The 17,740-nt window shown below is 70.4% G+C and carries 15 protein-coding genes; 9 read left to right on the forward strand and 6 right to left on the reverse strand.

Features of this window, described 5'->3' with window-relative positions:
- Positions 1-22: 22 nt before the first annotated feature.
- Positions 23-3,760 (reverse strand): multifunctional oxoglutarate decarboxylase/oxoglutarate dehydrogenase thiamine pyrophosphate-binding subunit/dihydrolipoyllysine-residue succinyltransferase subunit, encoded by a 3,738-nt coding sequence (locus tag MLY01S_RS02885; protein ID WP_067189130.1) that lies wholly within the window; start codon positions 3,758-3,760, stop codon positions 23-25.
- A gap of 294 nt (positions 3,761-4,054) precedes the next feature.
- Here MLY01S_RS02885 and guaB1 point away from each other — a divergent pair, with 294 nt between their 5' ends.
- The 6 genes from guaB1 (at position 4,055) to MLY01S_RS02915 (ending at position 11,193) form a co-directional block, all read left to right on the forward strand.
- The gene (guaB1, locus tag MLY01S_RS02890; RefSeq protein ID WP_067189132.1) at positions 4,055-5,536 is read left to right on the forward strand and encodes a GMP reductase; all 1,482 of its coding nucleotides are present in this window, start codon (positions 4,055-4,057) and stop codon (positions 5,534-5,536) included.
- Positions 5,537-5,804: 268 nt separating this feature from the next.
- On the forward strand, positions 5,805-7,124 hold the full coding sequence (locus tag MLY01S_RS02895; RefSeq protein ID WP_067189222.1) for a hemolysin family protein: 1,320 nt from the start codon (positions 5,805-5,807) through the stop codon (positions 7,122-7,124).
- Complete coding sequence (locus MLY01S_RS02900) at positions 7,121-8,179, forward strand: hemolysin family protein (RefSeq protein ID WP_067189134.1); 1,059 nt, start codon at positions 7,121-7,123, stop codon at positions 8,177-8,179. The genes MLY01S_RS02895 and MLY01S_RS02900 overlap by 4 nt, the downstream gene beginning before the upstream one ends.
- Positions 8,180-8,406: 227 nt before the next feature.
- Complete coding sequence (locus tag MLY01S_RS02905) at positions 8,407-9,396, forward strand: metal ABC transporter substrate-binding protein (RefSeq protein ID WP_067189136.1); 990 nt, start codon at positions 8,407-8,409, stop codon at positions 9,394-9,396.
- Positions 9,397-9,457: 61 nt separating this feature from the next.
- The gene (locus tag MLY01S_RS02910) at positions 9,458-10,366 is read left to right on the forward strand and encodes a metal ABC transporter permease (protein ID WP_082739569.1); all 909 of its coding nucleotides are present in this window, start codon (positions 9,458-9,460) and stop codon (positions 10,364-10,366) included.
- Positions 10,363-11,193 (forward strand): metal ABC transporter ATP-binding protein, encoded by an 831-nt coding sequence (locus MLY01S_RS02915; RefSeq protein WP_082739570.1) that lies wholly within the window; start codon positions 10,363-10,365, stop codon positions 11,191-11,193. Before MLY01S_RS02910 ends, MLY01S_RS02915 begins: the two co-directional genes overlap by 4 nt.
- A 302-nt stretch (positions 11,194-11,495) precedes the next feature.
- On the opposite strand, the gene MLY01S_RS02920 is transcribed toward MLY01S_RS02915, so the two are convergent.
- Positions 11,496-11,915 carry a Fur family transcriptional regulator gene (locus tag MLY01S_RS02920; RefSeq protein WP_067189137.1) on the reverse strand — a complete coding sequence of 140 codons (420 nt, stop codon included), beginning with the start codon at positions 11,913-11,915 and terminating at the stop codon, positions 11,496-11,498.
- Between the two features lie 168 nt (positions 11,916-12,083).
- Here MLY01S_RS02920 and MLY01S_RS02925 point away from each other — a divergent pair, with 168 nt between their 5' ends.
- From MLY01S_RS02925 to MLY01S_RS12585, 3 genes are all read left to right on the forward strand, one after another.
- Positions 12,084-13,121 carry a sulfurtransferase gene (locus MLY01S_RS02925; protein WP_174520630.1) on the forward strand — a complete coding sequence of 346 codons (1,038 nt, stop codon included), beginning with the start codon at positions 12,084-12,086 and terminating at the stop codon, positions 13,119-13,121.
- Between the two features lie 78 nt (positions 13,122-13,199).
- Complete coding sequence (locus tag MLY01S_RS02930) at positions 13,200-13,631, forward strand: HIT family protein (protein WP_067189139.1); 432 nt, start codon at positions 13,200-13,202, stop codon at positions 13,629-13,631.
- Positions 13,632-13,932: 301 nt separating this feature from the next.
- Entirely contained in the window at positions 13,933-14,181 is a 249-nt protein-coding gene (locus tag MLY01S_RS12585; RefSeq protein WP_067189141.1) for a hypothetical protein, read from the forward strand.
- A gap of 562 nt (positions 14,182-14,743) precedes the next feature.
- Here MLY01S_RS12585 and MLY01S_RS02945 read toward each other — a convergent pair.
- The 4 genes from MLY01S_RS02945 to MLY01S_RS02960 form a co-directional block, all read right to left on the reverse strand.
- On the reverse strand, positions 14,744-15,397 hold the full coding sequence (locus MLY01S_RS02945) for an ABC transporter ATP-binding protein (protein WP_067189146.1): 654 nt from the start codon (positions 15,395-15,397) through the stop codon (positions 14,744-14,746).
- Positions 15,394-16,458: a permuted SH3 domain-containing protein gene (locus MLY01S_RS02950; RefSeq protein WP_067189148.1), complete on the reverse strand. Its 1,065-nt coding sequence runs from the start codon at positions 16,456-16,458 to the stop codon at positions 15,394-15,396. The genes MLY01S_RS02945 and MLY01S_RS02950 overlap by 4 nt, the downstream gene beginning before the upstream one ends.
- Positions 16,455-17,015: a hypothetical protein gene (locus MLY01S_RS02955; protein WP_227718761.1), complete on the reverse strand. Its 561-nt coding sequence runs from the start codon at positions 17,013-17,015 to the stop codon at positions 16,455-16,457. The genes MLY01S_RS02950 and MLY01S_RS02955 overlap by 4 nt, the downstream gene beginning before the upstream one ends.
- Positions 17,016-17,192: 177 nt before the next feature.
- The gene (locus tag MLY01S_RS02960) at positions 17,193-17,513 is read right to left on the reverse strand and encodes a hypothetical protein (protein WP_067189150.1); all 321 of its coding nucleotides are present in this window, start codon (positions 17,511-17,513) and stop codon (positions 17,193-17,195) included.
- Positions 17,514-17,740 lie beyond the last annotated feature (227 nt).

Below are 17,740 nucleotides of genomic sequence, written 5' to 3' on the forward strand. Positions count from 1 at the left end.
CGCGGCACTCACATGGAGCGGGTCAGAGGCCGAAGACGGCCTTCTGCAGGACCTCGGCCTCCTCGTCGTGGCGGCCCTTGGTGCCGGCGGAGGTCGCGGCCAGCGCCGGGCGGGACGCGAGGGTGACCTCACGGTCCAGTTGAGGCACCAGGTTCAGGGCCATGAACGGCCACGGACCCTGGTTGGCCGGCTCGTCCTGCGCCCAGACGACCTCGGCGTCCGGGTACTGGGCGAGCTGCTCCTTGATCTCCTCGGCCGGCAGCGGGTACAGCTGCTCGACGCGCACGATCGCCGTGGACTCGTCGCCCTCCTTCGCGCGGCGCGCGACGAGGTCGTAGTACAGGCGGCCGGAGACGAGGACGACACGCCGGACGTTCTCCGCCTTCACGGACGCGTCCGGGATGACCGCCTGGAAGCGGCCCTCGGTGAAGTCCTCCACGGAGCAGGCGGCGGCCTTCAGGCGCAGCAGCTGCTTCGGGCTGAACACGATCAGCGGCTTGCGCGGGCGGGCGTATGCCTGCTCCCGCAGCGCGTGGAAGTGGTTCGCACCGGTGGACGGGTTCACCACGCGCATGTTGTCCTCCGCGCACATCTGCAGGAAGCGCTCGATGCGGGCGGAAGAGTGGTCCGGGCCCTGGCCCTCGTAGCCGTGCGGCAACAGCAGCACGATCGACGAGGTCTGGGACCACTTCTGCTCGGCGGAGGAGATGAACTCGTCGATGATCGTCTGGGCGCCGTTGACGAAGTCGCCGAACTGGGCCTCCCAGAGCACGAGCGCGTCGGAGCGCTCCACGGAGTAGCCGTACTCGAAGCCGAGGGCGGCGTACTCGGACAGCAGCGAGTTGTAGACCCAGAACTTGGCACCGCCGCTGGCGAGGTCCTTGAGCGGGGTCCACTCGTCGTCGGTGGCGCGGTCATGGAAGACCGAGTGGCGCTGGGTGAAGGTGCCGCGCTGCGAGTCCTGGCCTGCCAGGCGCACGGACACGCCCTCCTTCAGCAGCGAGCCGAAGGCGGCCAGCTCGGCGAAGCCCCAGTCGATGCCGCCGTCCACGGCCATCTTGGCGCGCTTCTCCAGCAGGGAGGTGAGCTTCGGGTGCACGGTGAACCCCTCCGGGGTGGCCAGGTGGGCCTCGCCGATCTCGCGCAGCAGCTCCGCGGAGATCGCGGTGCCCTCCGGGGCCTGCGGCAGCCGGTCCTTCTCACCGGCCGGCTCGATGCCCGTGCCGACCACCGGGATGGCACCGGTGTGCACGGCGTGGGTCTCGGCGAAGGCCTGCTCCAGGCGCTGCTGGTAGTCCTTCAGCGCCGAGTCGGCCTCCTCCTGGGTGATGTCGCCGCGGCCCACCAGGGACTCCACGTACAGCTTGCGGGTCGAGCGCTTCTTCTCGATCAGGTTGTACATGCGCGGCTGCGTCATCGACGGGTCGTCGCCCTCGTTGTGACCGCGGCGGCGGTAGCAGATGAGGTCGATGACCACGTCCTTGTGGAACCGCTGGCGGTACTCGAACGCCAGGCGGGCCACGTGGACCACGGACTCCGGCTCGTCACCGTTCACGTGGAAGATCGGCGCCTGGATCGTCTTGGCCACGTCCGTGGCGTACACCGAGGAGCGGGCCTGGGACGGCGGGGTGGTGAAGCCCACCTGGTTGTTCACGATCACGTGCACGGTGCCGCCGGTGCGGTAGCCGCGCAGCTGGGACAGGCCGAGGGTCTCGCCCACCACGCCCTGGCCCGCGAACGCGGCGTCGCCGTGCACCAGGATCGGGAGCACGGAGAAGGAGTCCGGGCTCTCGGAGCCGCGGTTGAGGCGGTCCTGCTTCGCGCGGGCCACACCCTCCAGGACCGGGTTCACGGCCTCGAGGTGGGACGGGTTCGCGGCCAGGTACACCTTGGTGCGGTTGCCGGCGTCGGACACGAAGGTGCCCTCGGTGCCCATGTGGTACTTCACGTCGCCGGAGCCGGAGGCACCGCCCGGGGTGGCGCCCTCGAACTCGCGGAAGACCTGGGCGTAGGTCTTGCCGGCGATGTTGGTCAGCACGTTGAGGCGGCCACGGTGGGCCATGCCGATGGTGACCTCGTCCAGGCCGGAGTCGGCTGCCTCGGAGAGCACGCCGTCCAGCAGCGGGATCAGGGACTCGCCGCCCTCGAGGGAGAAGCGCTTCTGGCCGATGTACTTCGTCTGCAGGAAGGTCTCGAACGCCTCGGCGGCGTTGAGGCGGCCGAGGATGCGCAGCTGCTCCTCACGCGTGGGCTTGGCGTACGGGCGCTCCAGCTTGTCCTGGAACCAGGCGCGCTCTGACGGGTCCTGGATGTGCATGTACTCCACGCCGATGGTGCGGCAGTAGGCGTCGCGCAGCACGCCGAGGATGTTGCGCAGGGACAGGACGGACTTGCCGCCGAAGCCGCCGGTGGGCCACTCGCGGTCCAGGTCCCACAGGGTCAGGCCGTGCTCGAGGACGTCGAGGTCCGGGTGGGAGCGCATCGTGTACTCGAGCGGGTCCACGTCCGCCATGAGGTGGCCGCGGTCGCGGTAGGCGTGGATGAGCTGCTGCACGCGGGCGACCTTGCCGACCTGCTCCTCCGGGTTGACCTGCATGTCCTGGGCCCAGCGGACGGGCTCGTACGGGATGCGCAGGTCTTCGAAGAGGTCGTCGTAGAAGTCCTGCTCGCCGAGCAGCAGGCCGTGGACGATCTTGAGGAACTCGCCCGACCCGGCGCCCTGGATGACACGGTGGTCGTAGGTCGAGGTCAGGGTGATCGTCTTGGAGACGGCCAGGTCGTTGAGGGTGGACTCCGAGGCGCCCTGGAAGGCGGCGGGGTAGGTGAGGGCGCCGACGCCGATGATGGCGGCCTGACCCTTGGACAGGCGCGGCACGGAGTGCACGGTGCCGATGCCGCCCGGGTTGGTCAGGGAGACCGTGGTGCCGGCGTAGTCGTCCATGGTGAGCTTGTTGGCGCGGCCGCGCTTCACCAGGTCGTCGTAGGCGTTCCAGAACTCGAGGAAGTTCATGGTCTCGGCGGCCTTGATGTTCGGCACCACGAGGGAGCGGGTGCCGTCCGGCTTCGGCAGGTCGATGGCGATGCCGAAGTTCACGTGGGGCGGCTCCACCATGGTGGGCTTGCCGTCCCGCTCTTCGTAGGTGACGTTCATGGACGGCATCTGCCCGAGGGCCTTGACCACGGCATAGCCGATGAGGTGGGTGAAGGAGACCTTGCCGCCGCGGGAACGGGCCAGGTGGCTGTTGATGACCACGCGGTTGTCGATCAGCAGCTTGGCCGGCAGGTCGCGGACGGTGGTGGCCGTCGGCATGGACAGGGAGGCGTCCATGTTGGAAGCGACGGCCTTGGCCATGCCCTTGAGGACGGTGGCCTTCTCCTGCTTCTCCTCAGCAGACTTCTCGGACGCGGTCGGCTCGGACGGCACGGCCTTGGAGGTGGAGGAGGACTTCTTCACGCCGGAGACCGACTTCTTCGCGGCGGGCGCGGCCGCTGCGGAGGAGGACTTCTCCGGGGCCTTCTTGCCCGGGTCCTCTGCGGGGGAGGCCTCCTTCTTCGCGGCGGGCTTCTCGGCCTTCTTCTCTGCCGGCTTCGCCTCCTTCTCCGCGGCGGCGGGCTGGGTGGCCTCGAGCCGTGCGAAGATCTGGGCCCACTGGGAGTCCACGGACGTCGGATCCGACTGGTACTTCCGGTAGATCTCGGCGACGAGCCTCTCGTTGCCCGGGAACTCTTCGGCGAGTCGGTCGGTCGTGAGCTCTGGCACTGTGTAACGCCTCTTCTCTGATGATGCTTGGTCAGCGGTGCACGGAGCGGCGCCGGGAGGCGCCGACCGTGTCCACGGTCGGCCCCGCGGGGTCGGCCATGCGGCCGCGATCTCACTCCTGCCGGTGCCGCCTGCCGGGCACGCGCCGTTTCGCGCGCGCACGACCAGCGGGACAGGTGAATCGCCTTCCGTCCATCATAGTGTTCTCCGGGCGCGTTCTGACCATCTGACAGCCGCCTCTGCCCGCACGCGGGGCGGGCCTCGCCGGCGTGGGTGATCTGGGACACTGGCTCCATGCGATTTCTGACCCCGCCGACCTCGGACCTCACCTACTCGGACGTCTTCCTGGTGCCCTCCCGCTCCTCGGTGACGTCCCGCATGGACGTGGACATCTCCACCGACGACGGCACCGGCACCACCATCCCCCTCGTCGCCTCGAACATGACCGCCGTGACGGGCCGCCGGATGGTGGAGACCATGGCCCGCCGCGGCGGCCTGGGCATCCTGCCGCAGGACGTGGACGTGGAGGTGATCTCCGAGGTGACGGCCCGCGTGAAGGCAGCCCACCCGGTGCTGGACACCCCGCTCACGGTGGGCCCGAAGGCGCCGCTGCTGGATGCGATCCACCTCTTCGACCGCCGGAACCACGACGCCGTCTGCGTGGTGTACGACGACGGCCGCCTCCTCGGCCTGCTCTCCCGCGCGGACTGCGAGGGCAAGGACCGGTGGGCCGCGGTCGGCTCCGTCATGGCCCCGCCCGTCCTGGTGCTCACCGCCGACGAGGTGCCCTCCGGCACCCCGGAGCAGATCGCCTCCTCGGCGCGGGCCGCCTTCGACCGCATGGCCGAGGCCCGCCTGCGGCTCGCCCCGGTCGTGGAGCAGGGGGACGACGACGGCCACGGACGCCTCGTGGGCGTCCTCACCGACCGCGGGGCCGTCCGGTCGACCGTGTTCGTCCCCGCCCTGGACGGCCGGGGCACGCTCCGCGTCGGCGCCGCCGTGGGCATCAACGGCCCGGTCCGGCAGAAGGCCCGTGACCTCGTGGACGCCGGCGTGGACGTGCTCGTGGTGGACACCGCCCACGGACACCAGGCGACCATGCTGCAGGCCCTGGACGCGGTCCGCTCCGAGGTGGACGGCGTGCCCGTGGTGGCCGGCAACGTGGTGACGGCGGACGGAGTGCGGGACCTGGTCTCCGCCGGAGCGGACATCGTCAAGGTCGGCGTGGGACCGGGGGCGATGTGCACCACCCGGATGATGACGGCGGTCGGGCGCCCCCAGTTCTCGGCCGTGCTCGAGTGCGCCGCGGCGGCCCGGGAGCGCGGCGCCCACGTGTGGGCGGACGGCGGCGTGAAGCACCCGCGGGACGTGGCGCTGGCCCTGGCCGCCGGAGCGAGCCAGGTGATGGTCGGCTCCTGGTTCGCCGGAACGCTGGAGTCGCCGGGCGACGTGGTGGTGGGGCCGGACGGCCGCCGCTACAAGGAGAGCTTCGGCATGGCCTCGGCGCGTGCCGTGCAGCACCGCACCCGGCACGACGACGCGTTCAGCCAGGCCCGCAAGGCCATGTTCGAGGAGGGCATCTCCTCCTCCCGCATGTACATCGACCCCGCCCGTCCCTCCGTGGAGGACCTGCTGGACTCCATCACCTCGGGCGTGCGCTCCAGCCTCACCTACGCCGGCGCCACCACCCTCGCCGAGTTCCGCGAGCGCGCCGTGGTGGGCGTGCAGTCGGCCGCCGGCTACGAGGAGGGCCGTCCGGTCTCCGCGTCCTGGTGACCTGCGGCGCTGCCGGGACCGGAGGGGACCGCTCGTGCCACGTGCGTGCGCCCGCGTCCCGTGCGCGCACACGCGCGGCGCGCGGAGAATAGAGGTGCTCTTCGGCCCGTATACTCATGGGCACTATGGACCAACACTGTTCTGTTGCGCCCACCCGCCATGTCGGCGTCGCCGACGCGGCCGGATCGGAGCCTTCCAGTCCCAGCGCATCTGACGCACCGCTCACCGCCATGACGGCCGGCGTCCCCGAGAGCGGGGGATGCTGACGATGGAGTGGATCCTCCTGGCCCTCGGCATGCTCCTGATCCTCGGCACCGGATTCTTCGTGGCCGTCGAGTTCTCGATGATCGCCATCGACGTCCCCACCGTCCAGCGCATGGTGGACGACGGGGACAAGGGGGCCGAACCGCTGCTGCGCTGCCTCAAGTCCCTGTCCACCCAGCTCTCGGCGTGCCAGCTGGGCATCACGCTGACGACCCTGCTCACCGGCTACGTCATGGACCCGGCCATCGGCGCCCTGATCGACGACCCGCTCGCCCAGCTCGGTGTCCCCGAGGCCGCCGTCCGGACCACGTCGCTCGTCATCGCCATGGTGATCGCGACCCTGCTGTCCATGCTGATCGGCGAGCTGATCCCGAAGAACCTGGCCATCGCCGAGCCGATGCGTCTGGGCCGGCTGATGGCCCGCCCGCAGCTGATGTTCACCGCCGTGTTCAAGCCGGCGATCGTGGTGCTGAACGGCTTCTCCAACAAGGTCCTGCACCGCATGGGCCTGGAGGCCAAGGAGGAGATCTCCGGCGCCCGCAGCCCCGAGGAGCTGTCCTCCCTGGTGCGCCGCTCGGCGCAGATGGGCACCCTGGACGAGCGCACCGCGACCTTCCTGGACCGCACGCTGCGCTTCGCTGACCGCACCGCGGCCGACGTGATGACCCCGCGCATCCGCATGGAGACGATCGGCGCGGACGACTCCATCACCGCCGTGCTGGACCTGGCCCGCTCCACGGGCTACTCCCGCTTCCCGGTGATCGGCGATTCCTCGGACGACATCCGCGGCGTGCTGCACGTGAAGAAGGCCGTGGCGATCCCGCTGGAGCGCCGCGAGGGCCTCACCGCGGGCTCGGTGATGACCGACGTCATCCAGGTTCCGGAGACCGTGCACCTGGACCAGCTGCTCACCGAGCTGCGGGAGGCGCCGCTGCAGGTGGCCGTGGTCCTGGACGAGTACGGCGGCACCGCCGGCATGGTCACCCTCGAGGACGTCGTCGAGGAGATCGTCGGCGAGGTCGCAGACGAGCACGACCGTGTCACCCCGGGCGTGCTCCAGACCGCCTCCGGCCGCTGGTACTTCCCGGCGGATCTGCGCCCGGACGAGGCGCACGCTCAGATCGCCGCCCTCGAGGTGCCGGAGGACGGTGCGTACGAGACCATCGGCGGCTTCATCATGGCCCGCCTCGGCCGCATCGCCCAGGTGGGCGACGTGGTCGAGATCGACGGCGGGTCGATCTCTGTGGAGCGCATGGAGGGTCGCCGCATCGAACGCGTCCGGTTCGAGCCCGCGCCCGCCCGTGACGGGGAGGCGACCGCATGAGCGACGACGTGATGGGCCTGATCTGGCTCGTGGTCCTGCTGGCGGCCAACGCCTTCTTCGTGGGCGGCGAGTTCGCCGTCATGGGCGCCCGCCGCTCGCAGATCGAGCCGAAGGCCGACGCCGGCTCCCGCCAGGCGAAGGTCGCCCTGTTCGCCATGGAGCACGTCTCCCAGATGCTCGCGGTCTGCCAGCTCGGCATCACCGTGTGCTCCCTGCTGATCCTGAATGTGTCCGAGCCGGCGCTGCACCACCTGATGGTCGTGCCGATGGAGGCACTCGGGCTGCCGGCGGGCGTCGCGGACGTCACCGCGTTCGTCCTGGCGCTGCTGATCGTGACCTTCCTGCACGTGACCCTCGGTGAGATGGTCCCGAAGAACGCCGCGGTGTCCTTCGCGGACAGGGCGGTCATGCTGCTGGCCACCCCGCTGGTGTGGCTGTCCAAGCTGCTGATGCCGATCATCTGGATCCTCAACCGCACCGCCAACCTCGCACTGCATGCCCTGGGCGTGGAGCCGAAGGACGAGGTGGCCTCCAGCTACACCCTCGAAGAGGTCCAGTCGATCGTGGCCGAGTCCACGAAGTCCGGCACCCTGGAGGACGAGTCCGGCGTGCTGCACTCGGCGCTCGAGTTCTCGGACAACACCGCCGGGGACGTCATGGTGCCGATCGACAAGGTCGTCACCGTCCCGGAGGGCATCTCCCCGGAGCGCTTCGAATGGAACGTCGGCCGCATCGGCTACTCGCGCTTCGCGGTGGACGACGGCGACGGCGGCCTCTCCGGCTACCTCCACCTCAAGGACGTGCTCACCGTCCCGCCGAGCGGCCATCAGCTGCCGGTGCCGGTGACGAAGGTCCGCTCGCTGGCCAACGTCCGCGCCGCGGACGAGGTCGAGGACGCCCTGGCTCTGATGCAGCGCACCGGTTCGCACCTGGCCCGCGTGATCGACGAGGACGGCGTGACCGTCGGCGTCCTCTTCCTCGAGGACGTCCTCGAGGAGCTCGTCGGCGAGATCCATGACGCCACCCAGTCCACCCGCCGGGTGCACCCCTCCTGAGGGTGCCCCCGACGGCGGCCGCGTCGCCTGACGACGGCGAGCGGCCGTCGTCGTGCCCTCGCCGGCCGACCGCCGCAGACGGCTGTGGGAGATCCCTCACGTCCGGGCGGCGGTGCCGCCTCCGCGGACGCGGGGCCCCTGCCCGCAGTGCTATCGTTGCGAACGATTTTCATTCCCTCCGGTCGTGTTCGGCGCGCCGGACCCCCGTCACGGAAAGGCCTGCACGCATGTCTGTGTCCTCCGCCCGTCCATTCCTGGCCCTCACGGCCCTGCTGTCCGCCTCCGCTCTGGCGCTGACCGCCTGCGGCGGCTCCGATGAGACGGGCCCGGGCGCCGAGGACAGCGGCGAGAGGGAGACCGTGGCGGTGGCGACCACCACCCAGCTGGGCTCCGTGCTGGACCAGATCGCGCAGTGCAACGGCGCCCAGGGCCTGTCCGTGATGGGGCCGGGCGACGACCCGCACGACTTCGCCGCCTCCTCCCAGCAGGTGGCCGAGATGGCCCGGTCCGGCCTGGTGTTCACCAACGGCCTGGGCCTGGAGGGCGGCATGGGCTCGGCCCTGCGCAACGCGGAGGCCGACGGCGCCGAGATCGTGGAGGTGGCCCCGGAGGTCGACCCGATCCCCTTCGGCGCCGGCTCCGGCCACGACCACGACGACCACGGCGACCACGACGGGCACGACCACGGCTCGGAGGACCCGCACTTCTGGCTGGACGCCGCCCGCATGGCGAAGGCCGCGACCTTCATGGGCCAGACCCTGCAGGAGAAGACCGGGGACGAGAAGTACGCCGAATGCGGAGCCCAGGTCCACGACGAGCTGGTGAAGACCGACGAGAAGGTCCGCGAGATACTCGCGAGCATCCCGGAGGACAAGCGGACCCTCATGACGGACCACGATGCCTACGGCTACTTCGCCGAGGCCTACGACTTCGAGGTCACCGGCGTGGTCGTCCCCGGCGGCTCCACCGACGGCAAGCCCTCCTCGCAGGCCCTGGCCGAGCTGACCGAGATCCTGCGCGACAACGGCGCCTCGGCGCTGCTGACCTCGGTGGGCACTCCAATGGCCGAGGTGACCTCCCTGTCCCAGGACAGCGACGGCATCCCGGTGGTCGAGCTCTACGAGGGCGGCATCGGTCCGAAGGGCTCGGAGGCCGACACCTACGAGAAGGCCATGGTCTACAACGCCCATAAGCTCGCCGACGAGCTCGGCGAGTGACCCGCGCGGGGGGACAGGCCCCGGCCGGGACCGCCTCCACGCTCCAGAGAGGAGACCGCACATGGAATGGCTGACCGCGCCCTTCGAGCTCGGCTTCCAGCAACGGGCCCTGATGGGCGGGCTGATCGCGGCCGTCATGTGCTCCGTGGTGGGCACCTGGCTGGTGCTGCGCGGCATGAGCTTCTTCGGCGACGCCTTCGTGCACGGCGTGATGCCCGGCATCGCGACCGCCGTGCTGCTCGGCGGCAACGTCTACGTCGGTGCGGCCGTGGCCGCCGTGGTGATGCTCGCCGGCATCTCTCTGGTGCACCGGGCCACCACGCTCAAGGAGGACACGGCCATCGGCCTGCTGTTCGTGGGCATGATGGCGCTCGGCGTGGTCATCATCTCGATGTCCGACTCCTACACCGGGTCTCTGACGTCGATCCTGTTCGGAGACGCCCTGGGTGTGAGCGTCGAGCACCTGTGGATCCAGGGCGGCATCGCCGCGGCCGTGGTGCTGCTGGCCCTGCTGCTCTACCGCCCGCTGCTGACCCTGAGCTTCTCCGAGGCCAAGGCCCGGTCCCTGGGCATGTGCCCGCAGCTGACCCACGTGCTGCTGCTCGTGATGATCGGTGCGGCTGTGATCGGCTCGTTCCAGGCCGTGGGCACTGTGCTGGTGTTCGGCCTGCTGGTCGGTCCCCCGGCCACCGCCGCCCTGGTCACCCGCACCGTCCCGGCGATGATGTTCACCGCCATGGTCCTGGGCGCCTTCTCCGTCACCCTCGGCCTGATCCTGTCCTTCCACTGGAACACCGCGGCCTCGGCCACCATGGCCCTGGTGCCGATCGTCCTGTTCTTCGTGGTGCTGACCGTGCAGGCCGTGCTGCGCCGCGGCCGGGGCCGGGGCCGCCGCGCCGGACGCCGCGTGGCCGGGGACGCAGTGCTGACGCCCGCCGTCGAACCGACCGTGAAGGAGCCCACCGCATGAGCGCCGCGCACGCCCACACGCACCCGACCGGCGGCGCCCACCGCCTGCCCGGACCCGCCGACGAGCTGGCCTGCGGCCACGGCGTGGAGCTGCGCCACGGCGAGCATCTGGCCGTGCGCGCCTCGGACTTCTCGCTTCCGGCCGGGGGAGTGGTGGCCGTGATCGGCCCCAACGGCTCCGGCAAGTCCACCCTGCTGCAGGCCCTGGCCGGGGTGCTCAAGCCCACGCAGGGCACCGTCACCGTGCACGGCCAGTCCGCCGAGGAGCATGCGCGGAAGGTGTCCTTCGTGATGCAGTCCGTGCAGGTGCCGCCGGGCACCCCGCTCACGGTGCAGGACGTGGTCACCATGGGCACCTACGCCGGCACCGGTTGGTTCGGCCGCCTGACGCGTCAGGACCGCCGTCGCGTGGACGAGGCCATGGAGCGGATGAAGATCACGGACCTGGCCCGCCGCCACCTCTCCGAGCTCTCCGGCGGGCAGCGCCAGCGCGTCTACGTCGCTCAGGGCCTGGCCCAGGAGCACGACGTGCTCATGCTGGACGAGCCGCTCACCGGCCTGGACCTGGTCTCCGCCCAGACCATCGACGAGCTGATCCATGAGGAGCCCACCCGCGGCGTGTCCGTGGTGTTCACCACCCATGACCTGGACGAGGCCTTCGCCGCCGAGCACGTGGTGTTGATGAACGGCCGCGTGGTGGCCTCCGGCCCGCCCCGGGGGGTCTTGACCCGCGCCAACCTGGAGGCCGTCTACGGCATCGGCACGCTCCACGCCCCGCAGGGTGCGTTCTGGGACGAGCCGGTGGAGTCTGAACGCCCGCAGGACTGAACGGCCCGTAGGACTGAACGGCCCGTAGGAGTGGCTGCACGCCGGACTGAACGCCCGGCACCCCGTCCGTCGTCGCGAACTGGTCCCGTCGGTCGTCGCCAACTGGTGAGGACACGCCCTCATCGTCCGCCGTGGAGGGGCCTGAGACGGTGTGTCCTCACCAGTACGCGCGAGACGGTGTGTCCTCACCAGTACGCGCGAGAGGGTGTGTCCTCACCAGTACGCGCCAGGCTTACGCCCCGCTCTGCAGGGGAAGACGGGCCGAAGCCCCTACAACCGAAGCCCCTACAGCCGACGCACCGTCAGGAGGCGGAGCACTCCGCACAGAGACCGGTGACCTCCAGGGTGTGGGACGGCTCGGTGTACCCGTGGTCCTGGGCGACCCGCTGTGCCCACTCCTCCACGTCCGGGGCGGTGATCTCCACGGTCTTCCAGCAGCGGCGGCAGACCAGGTGGTGGTGGTGCTCGTCGGCGACGCAACGGCGGTAGACGGACTCGCCGTCCTCGCGGCGCAGCACGTCCACGCGGCCCTCGTCCAGCTGCTGCTGGAGGGTGCGGTACACGGTGGCCAAGGAGACGCGGTCCCCGGAGTCCTTGAGGTGCTGGTGCAGCTCCTGGGCGGAGACGAAGTCGTCAAGTTCCCCCAGAGCGCGGTCCACGGCCACCTTCTGTCGGGTGGTGCGTCCGCGGGGCGCGGTGCCCTGGGGGCCGGTGGTGGTCACGGTGTCTGCCTCCTACAGGCTCACATCGGTGCATCGGGGGACCGACGGCTGCGCCGGACACAACAGGTGGACGGCGCCGATCCCTGCCTGTCAGCCTAGCAATCCGAGGGTGCCGGGGTTGTGCACAGGCCCTGCCGTGGACCGGAGACCGGGACTAGAGTGGGAGCCGTGGACAGCCAGAGCAGATCGCACACCGTCGTCGAGTCGGCCGCCCCCGCAGACCCGGCGGGCCCGCCCCTGCTCGTGAGCGTGGAGACGTTGGCGGCGTGGCTGGGCCACGAGATCCCGGGCGGCACCCCTCCGGCGCGTGCGGCCTCTCCCGCCTTCGCCTCCGGGGACGGCCCGGAGGGTGGCCGGGGCGTCGTGCTGCTGGACGTGCGCTGGTCCGTTGCGGCCGGGGGCGCGGACCACGCCGCCTACCTGCGCGGCCACCTCCCCGGAGCCGTGTACGTCTCCATGGACGGTGACCTGGCCGGCCACGGCAGCCCGCAGGACGGCCGCCACCCGCTGCCGACGCCGGCCGACTTCGCCGAGACCGTGCAGCGCTGGGGTGTGGACGACGGTGACACCGTGGTGGTCTACGACGACTGCGGCGGCACCTCCGCCGCCCGCGCATGGTGGCTGCTGCGCCATGCCGGCATCCGCTCCTGCCTGGTGCTCGACGGCGGCCTGGCCGCCTGGCGGGAGGCGGGCCTGGCCCTGCAGGCCGGCGAGGTCATCCCGGCCCCCGGCTCCGCCTGCGCCTCCTGGGGTCGCATGCCGGTGGTGGATGCGGACGGCGCCGAGGCGATCGCCGAGGCGGGCCTGCTGCTGGACGCCCGCGCGCCGGAACGGTATCGCGGCGAGACCGAGCCGCTGGACCCGGCGGCCGGGCACATCCCTCGCGCCGTGAACCTGCCGACCACCGGCAACCTGGACGACGACGGCCGCCTCCTTCCCCAGGAGGACCTCGCCGAGCGCTTCGCCGCCGTCACCGCCGGGGTGGACGAGGACGCCCCGGTGGCCGTGTACTGCGGGTCCGGGGTGACGGCCGCGCACCAGGTGATGGCCATGGCGGCCGCCGGCCTGCACGGGGTGGCGCTGTTCCCCGGCTCGTGGTCTGCTTGGTGCAACGACCCGCACCGACCCGTGGCCACCGGCCCGGAGCCTGCCGGTTCCGTGCCTGACGGCTCTGCCGTCGGCAGCCTCGCACCTCGGAGCCGCTGACGGACCGGACGGAGCACGCCGGCCCCGGAGCATGACCGCACAGATCGAGACACCCGACGACGTCGAAGGAGACACCTCATGTCCGCCACGATCTTCACCCGCATCATCAACGGAGAGATCCCCGGCCGCTTCGTGTGGAGGGACGAGACCTGCGTCGCCTTCCTGGACGTCGCGCCGCTGCAGCCCGGACACGTCCTCGTGGTCCCCGTCGACGAGGTCGACCGCTGGACGGACGCAGACCCGGAGACGGTGGCGCATGTGATGGGCGTGGCCCACACCATCGGCAAGGCGCAGGTGGAGGCCTTCGGAGCCGCCCGCGCCGGCCTCATGGTGGCCGGCTATGAGGTCCCGCACCTGCACGTGCACGTGTGGCCCTCCAACTCGCTGCGGGACTTCGACCTGGACCGGAAGGACCAGAACCCGGACCAGGCGGACCTGGACGAGGCCGCGGAGAAGATCCGTGCCGCCTTGCGCGACGCCGGCCACGGCGAGCGCGTCCCCCAGACCTGAGCCTCGCTCCAGGGGCCTCGGCCCTCTCGCGGTGCGCATGACCCTGACCGGGTCCCGGAAAGCGGCGAAAGTCGCCGGGGGCAGGCTCGCCGCCACCGCGGTCAGGGCAGCGAGGACGGCGACGGCGCCCACGAAGTCCACTCCAAGGCTGTTGCCCTGGACGGTGAGGACCACATAACCGGTGCCCGAGCCGAGGACGGCACCCAGGGCAGCGGGCACACCCGTCCGGGCTGCGACCAGGCCGACGAGGTCCGCACGGGTGATGCCGAGGGTACGGCGCCGTCCCAGGTCCCGGCGGCGGATGAGCACGTCCGAGAGCACGACGATGGCCACGAAGAACGCGCCCGCGCCGAGGATCAGCACCAGCAGGGAGCGTCCCAGCCCGGCCAGCTGGCCGGTGACGGCCCTGTTCTGTTCAGAGAGCGCGCTCGCCGTCTGGACGCGGACGTCGTTCTCGGCGGGGTCGACCACGGCCAGCACGGCCGTCTGCATGGCTCTCACGCTGGACACGTCTGCTGCCAGGACGCGGATGGTCTGGAACGAGACGTGATCAGCACCGGTGGGAGCCGCCAGCGCATAGTCGGTGAGGTCGCTGAACGGCTCTTCAGCCGTGAAGGCCCCGACGACGGCCCACTGCCGTCCGTCGGATGCCTCCAGGAAGCCGGACGGCTCGGCGAAGCCGAACTCTGCCAGCTTCGCCTCGGGCAACACGACTTCTCCCGCGGCGGGCATGCGTCCCCGTGTCAGCTCGATGCTGGTGTTCACGGTGCCCGTGACGCCGCTGAGGGGGATGGGTGTGCTGCCCTCACCGAGGGCGCCGTTGACGGTGTCCACGGGGATCTGCTGGGCGATGACACTGGCGGCGGTGTCCAGGCCGGTGAGCGTCTGGACCGTGGCGTCTGTCAGAGCGGAGGAGCCGTTGTCGGTCAGGGTCAGCACGCGGGCCGCGGGTCCGGACAGCTCCTCGGCGATGGCTTGTTCCGTGGCGGCCTGACGGCCGACGGTCAGCACGCAGGCCAGGCACATGGCACCGACGACGAGCAGGACCAGGAGGGAGGGGACGAGGGCGCTGCGGGCAGACGCCAGGGCCTCTCGCAGCAGGACAGCGATCCTCACAGCCTCACCACCTCGTCGGCGCGGGACACCACCTGGGGGTCGTGGGTGGCGACGATCACCGTCCGCCCCTCGGCCGCAGCCTCGGCCAAGGCGTCCAGCACGAGTGCTGCGTTGTCCGGATCGAGATTCCCGGTGGGCTCGTCGGCAAGGATGACGGCAGGCTCATTGACCAGGGCACGGCACACGGCCACGCGCTGTGCCTGCCCACCGGAGATCTCACCCGGCCGGTGGTCGGCCCGGTGCTCGAGTCCGAACCTGGCCAGCAGGCTCCGGGCCCGGTCCTCCAATGCTCCCTTCTCCAGGCCGGCGTAGACCCCCGGCTCCATGACGGAGTCGACGATCGAGCGTGACGGATCCAGTTCGGAGTCCTGGAACACGAAGCCGATCGTGCCGGCCCGGATCCCTGACCGGTCCCGATCGGGAAGGGACGAGGCGTCGGTCTCTCCCAGTCGCACTCTGCCGGTGGTCGGCGTCAGCATCAGTGCGAGCACGTAGAGCAGCGTCGACTTCCCTCTGCCGGACGGCCCGGTCAGGGCCGTGACCGCACCGGGAGTGAAGGAGTAGGTGAGACCGTCGAAGATCTCCTCGGCCCCGCGCCGGTAGGCGAAGCGCAGGTCCTCGACGGACACACCCGCTGACGGGGCGCTCATGGCGCCTCGTTCAGCACTCGGACCCGTTCGCCTGTCTCGACGCCCTCAACCACGGCCAGACCATCGGCGGAGGTCTTCACGGTGACCTCCCGTTCCTCGTCCACGCCGTCCTCGACGACGGTCACCACGGTGCGTCCGTCCGGTTGTGCACGCAGGGCGGAGACGGGGACCACTGGGCCGGACTGGGGCGGGACCACGCTCACCTGGGACAGGAGACTGGTGCTCTTTTCCGCCGGCAGGTCAGCGCATCGGTCGGCGCAGACGGCCCCGCCGTCGGGGGAGGTCAGCGGGATCTCGACGGGGCCGTCGTCTGCTTGGGACGCCTCACCGGCGATGGCCTTCCAGGTGTGCTCACCGTAGGGGACGGTCACGAGGGTTCCTGCGGGGATCAGGGCGGCCTGCTCCTGGGACGATGCTTCGATCACGAACGCGGGATCGCTGCTTGGCATGGAGACGACCGTCTCCCCGCCGGTGAGCTGTGTTCCCACGGAGCCGGACTGCGTGTCGATCGCCAGTGAGATGGGCGACTCCTCCACCATGACGAGCTGACCCAGTTCGACCGTGTCCGCTTCCGGATATCCCCGGTCGGCCAACCAGGCCTTCCAGGCCTGTGCGGTGGCCGCGTCCCAGGTTCCGGAGACCTTCAGGCCGCGCTGATCTGCCGCGAGCATCTCCTGGAACGCCGTGACGTCGTCCCCGGCGGCACCTTCAGTGAGGGGGCGCCACATGGGCATGGTGCCTGTGACGAGGACGACGGGACGTTGAGCGACCGCGTAGAGCACGTCGCCTGCGGCGAACTCGCCGGAGGTTGAGGCCTGGGTGACCACCCCGTCCAGCAGATTGGTGGCAGCGGGCGTCTGTTCTCGCTTGACTGCCGTGCCTACGGTGATCTCGCGTCCGAGCTCATGCTCCTCGACCGTGACGGTGCTGTCACTGGACGGCCGCTGCACCGTGCTGTCCGCCGGAGCCAGAGTGGTCCGACCGGCCCAGAAGGCCGCGATGCCCACGAGGGCGAGGACGAGAATGCCAGCGGCCCAGCGAAGGATCTTGGTGCGGTTCATCCGTCATATCCATAGAGGACGGCGTCCGAGGGGAACTCGGGGCAGGCTTCGATGACGTCTGCGTAGCGGGCGTCGTCGAGGCCGACCAGGGTGTCCTGCACGGGCCACCACCGGTGCCGTTCCTGGGTGTGGAACTTCGCCACGAAGGACTCCTTCGAGGGACGTGCGGAGGTGTCCACGGTGAAGCCACGGGCCTCGAGGCACGGGATCTCGTACTGCTCCCAGTAGTCGTAGACGAGGCGCAGCTGTGCGTCCGTCCAGTCCTGTAGGAGAGTGGGATCGATCGGGTACATCGACGAGCATGTCCACTCGACCAGCGCCACGGCCTGTTTCTGTGACTCCGGCGGAGTGTCGTACTGGATACCGCCGCGGGCTGGACCGTAGGTGGTCGGGACGCCGCGGTCCGTCATGCAGTCGGCGACCCACTTCTCGTGGTCTGTCGTGGACGTCGCCCAGCCGCGACGATCGACGTTGGGGACGTCGTCGAGGCCGAGGGCGCGGGCATCAGCGGCGATCTTCTCCTGGTACCACTGCTCTCGCTCCGCCTCGTCCGTCACCCGTGGCTCGATCTTCTCGGTAGGGGCCCAACTCGAGGGGTCCCAGGAGGACTCGAGCCCTGCCTGGGTCGGGGCGTCGGATTGGGCGGGGGGACTCCCAGAGCCAGCGCACGCCGTGACGCTGAGCGTTCCTGCCAGCGCGCTATGGCGGTCCATTGGTAACGCCGCATGGTGCCTTCAGTAGGGGTAGTAGCAGTAGCCGTAGGTGCCGGAAAGCAGAAGGGACTCAGAACTGGCCGTCCAGTTCTGCGTCATGCGCAGTCCGGAGTTGAACCCGTACGAATAACGCTGGGATACCTTGTGGGTTTTTCCTCCGACGTTGAAGTGCATGGTGTGGCCGAGAAGCTGCTGCTCCGCGCGCAAGCCGACGTGCCCGCCGCCAGCGTCGCAGGTGTGGGTGCCGCTCTTGGTCAGTGCTTGAGCTTGTGTGGCAGCGGAGACTGCCGGCAGTGCGCCTGCTGCCAGTGCAGCACCCGTGCGGGTGATCCACGTCTTCATGGAAATCTCCTGGGTAAAAGGTAGGCACTGAGTGTGTGGGGTGAGTCACACAATATCTCAGTGCTCATGGATTGCGAAAAAGAAGACAGGAGACTCCGACACAGAGGAGACCGCGACATGCCTCGGATCTTGGAATTTCACGCGCTGGCGGATGCCCTCACGAGGGGGCATCAGACGGGGAGGGCCGACGAAGTGACGCGCCGTGCCTCGGCCAGGGGCTCTGGCGA

This window comes from Micrococcus lylae NBRC 15355, assembly GCF_001570885.1.
In the GTDB taxonomy this organism is placed as follows: Bacteria; Actinomycetota; Actinomycetes; order Actinomycetales; family Micrococcaceae; genus Micrococcus; species Micrococcus lylae.

Excerpts from the sequence above, each read along its gene's own strand:
- guaB1 (WP_067189132.1), top strand. The coding sequence starts at position 4,055 with ATGCGATTTCTGACCCCGCCGACCTCGGACCTCACCTACTCGGACGTC.
- MLY01S_RS02895 (WP_067189222.1), top strand. The coding sequence starts at position 5,805 with ATGGAGTGGATCCTCCTGGCCCTCGGCATGCTCCTGATCCTCGGCACC.
- MLY01S_RS02900 (WP_067189134.1), top strand. The coding sequence starts at position 7,121 with ATGAGCGACGACGTGATGGGCCTGATCTGGCTCGTGGTCCTGCTGGCG.
- MLY01S_RS02905 (WP_067189136.1), top strand. The coding sequence starts at position 8,407 with ATGTCTGTGTCCTCCGCCCGTCCATTCCTGGCCCTCACGGCCCTGCTG.
- MLY01S_RS02910 (WP_082739569.1), top strand. The coding sequence starts at position 9,458 with ATGGAATGGCTGACCGCGCCCTTCGAGCTCGGCTTCCAGCAACGGGCC.
- MLY01S_RS02915 (WP_082739570.1), top strand. The coding sequence starts at position 10,363 with ATGAGCGCCGCGCACGCCCACACGCACCCGACCGGCGGCGCCCACCGC.
- MLY01S_RS02930 (WP_067189139.1), top strand. The coding sequence starts at position 13,200 with ATGTCCGCCACGATCTTCACCCGCATCATCAACGGAGAGATCCCCGGC.
- MLY01S_RS12585 (WP_067189141.1), top strand. The coding sequence starts at position 13,933 with ATGAGCACGTCCGAGAGCACGACGATGGCCACGAAGAACGCGCCCGCG.
- MLY01S_RS02945 (WP_067189146.1), bottom strand. The coding sequence starts at position 15,397 with ATGAGCGCCCCGTCAGCGGGTGTGTCCGTCGAGGACCTGCGCTTCGCC.
- MLY01S_RS02950 (WP_067189148.1), bottom strand. The coding sequence starts at position 16,458 with ATGAACCGCACCAAGATCCTTCGCTGGGCCGCTGGCATTCTCGTCCTC.
- MLY01S_RS02960 (WP_067189150.1), bottom strand. The coding sequence starts at position 17,513 with ATGAAGACGTGGATCACCCGCACGGGTGCTGCACTGGCAGCAGGCGCA.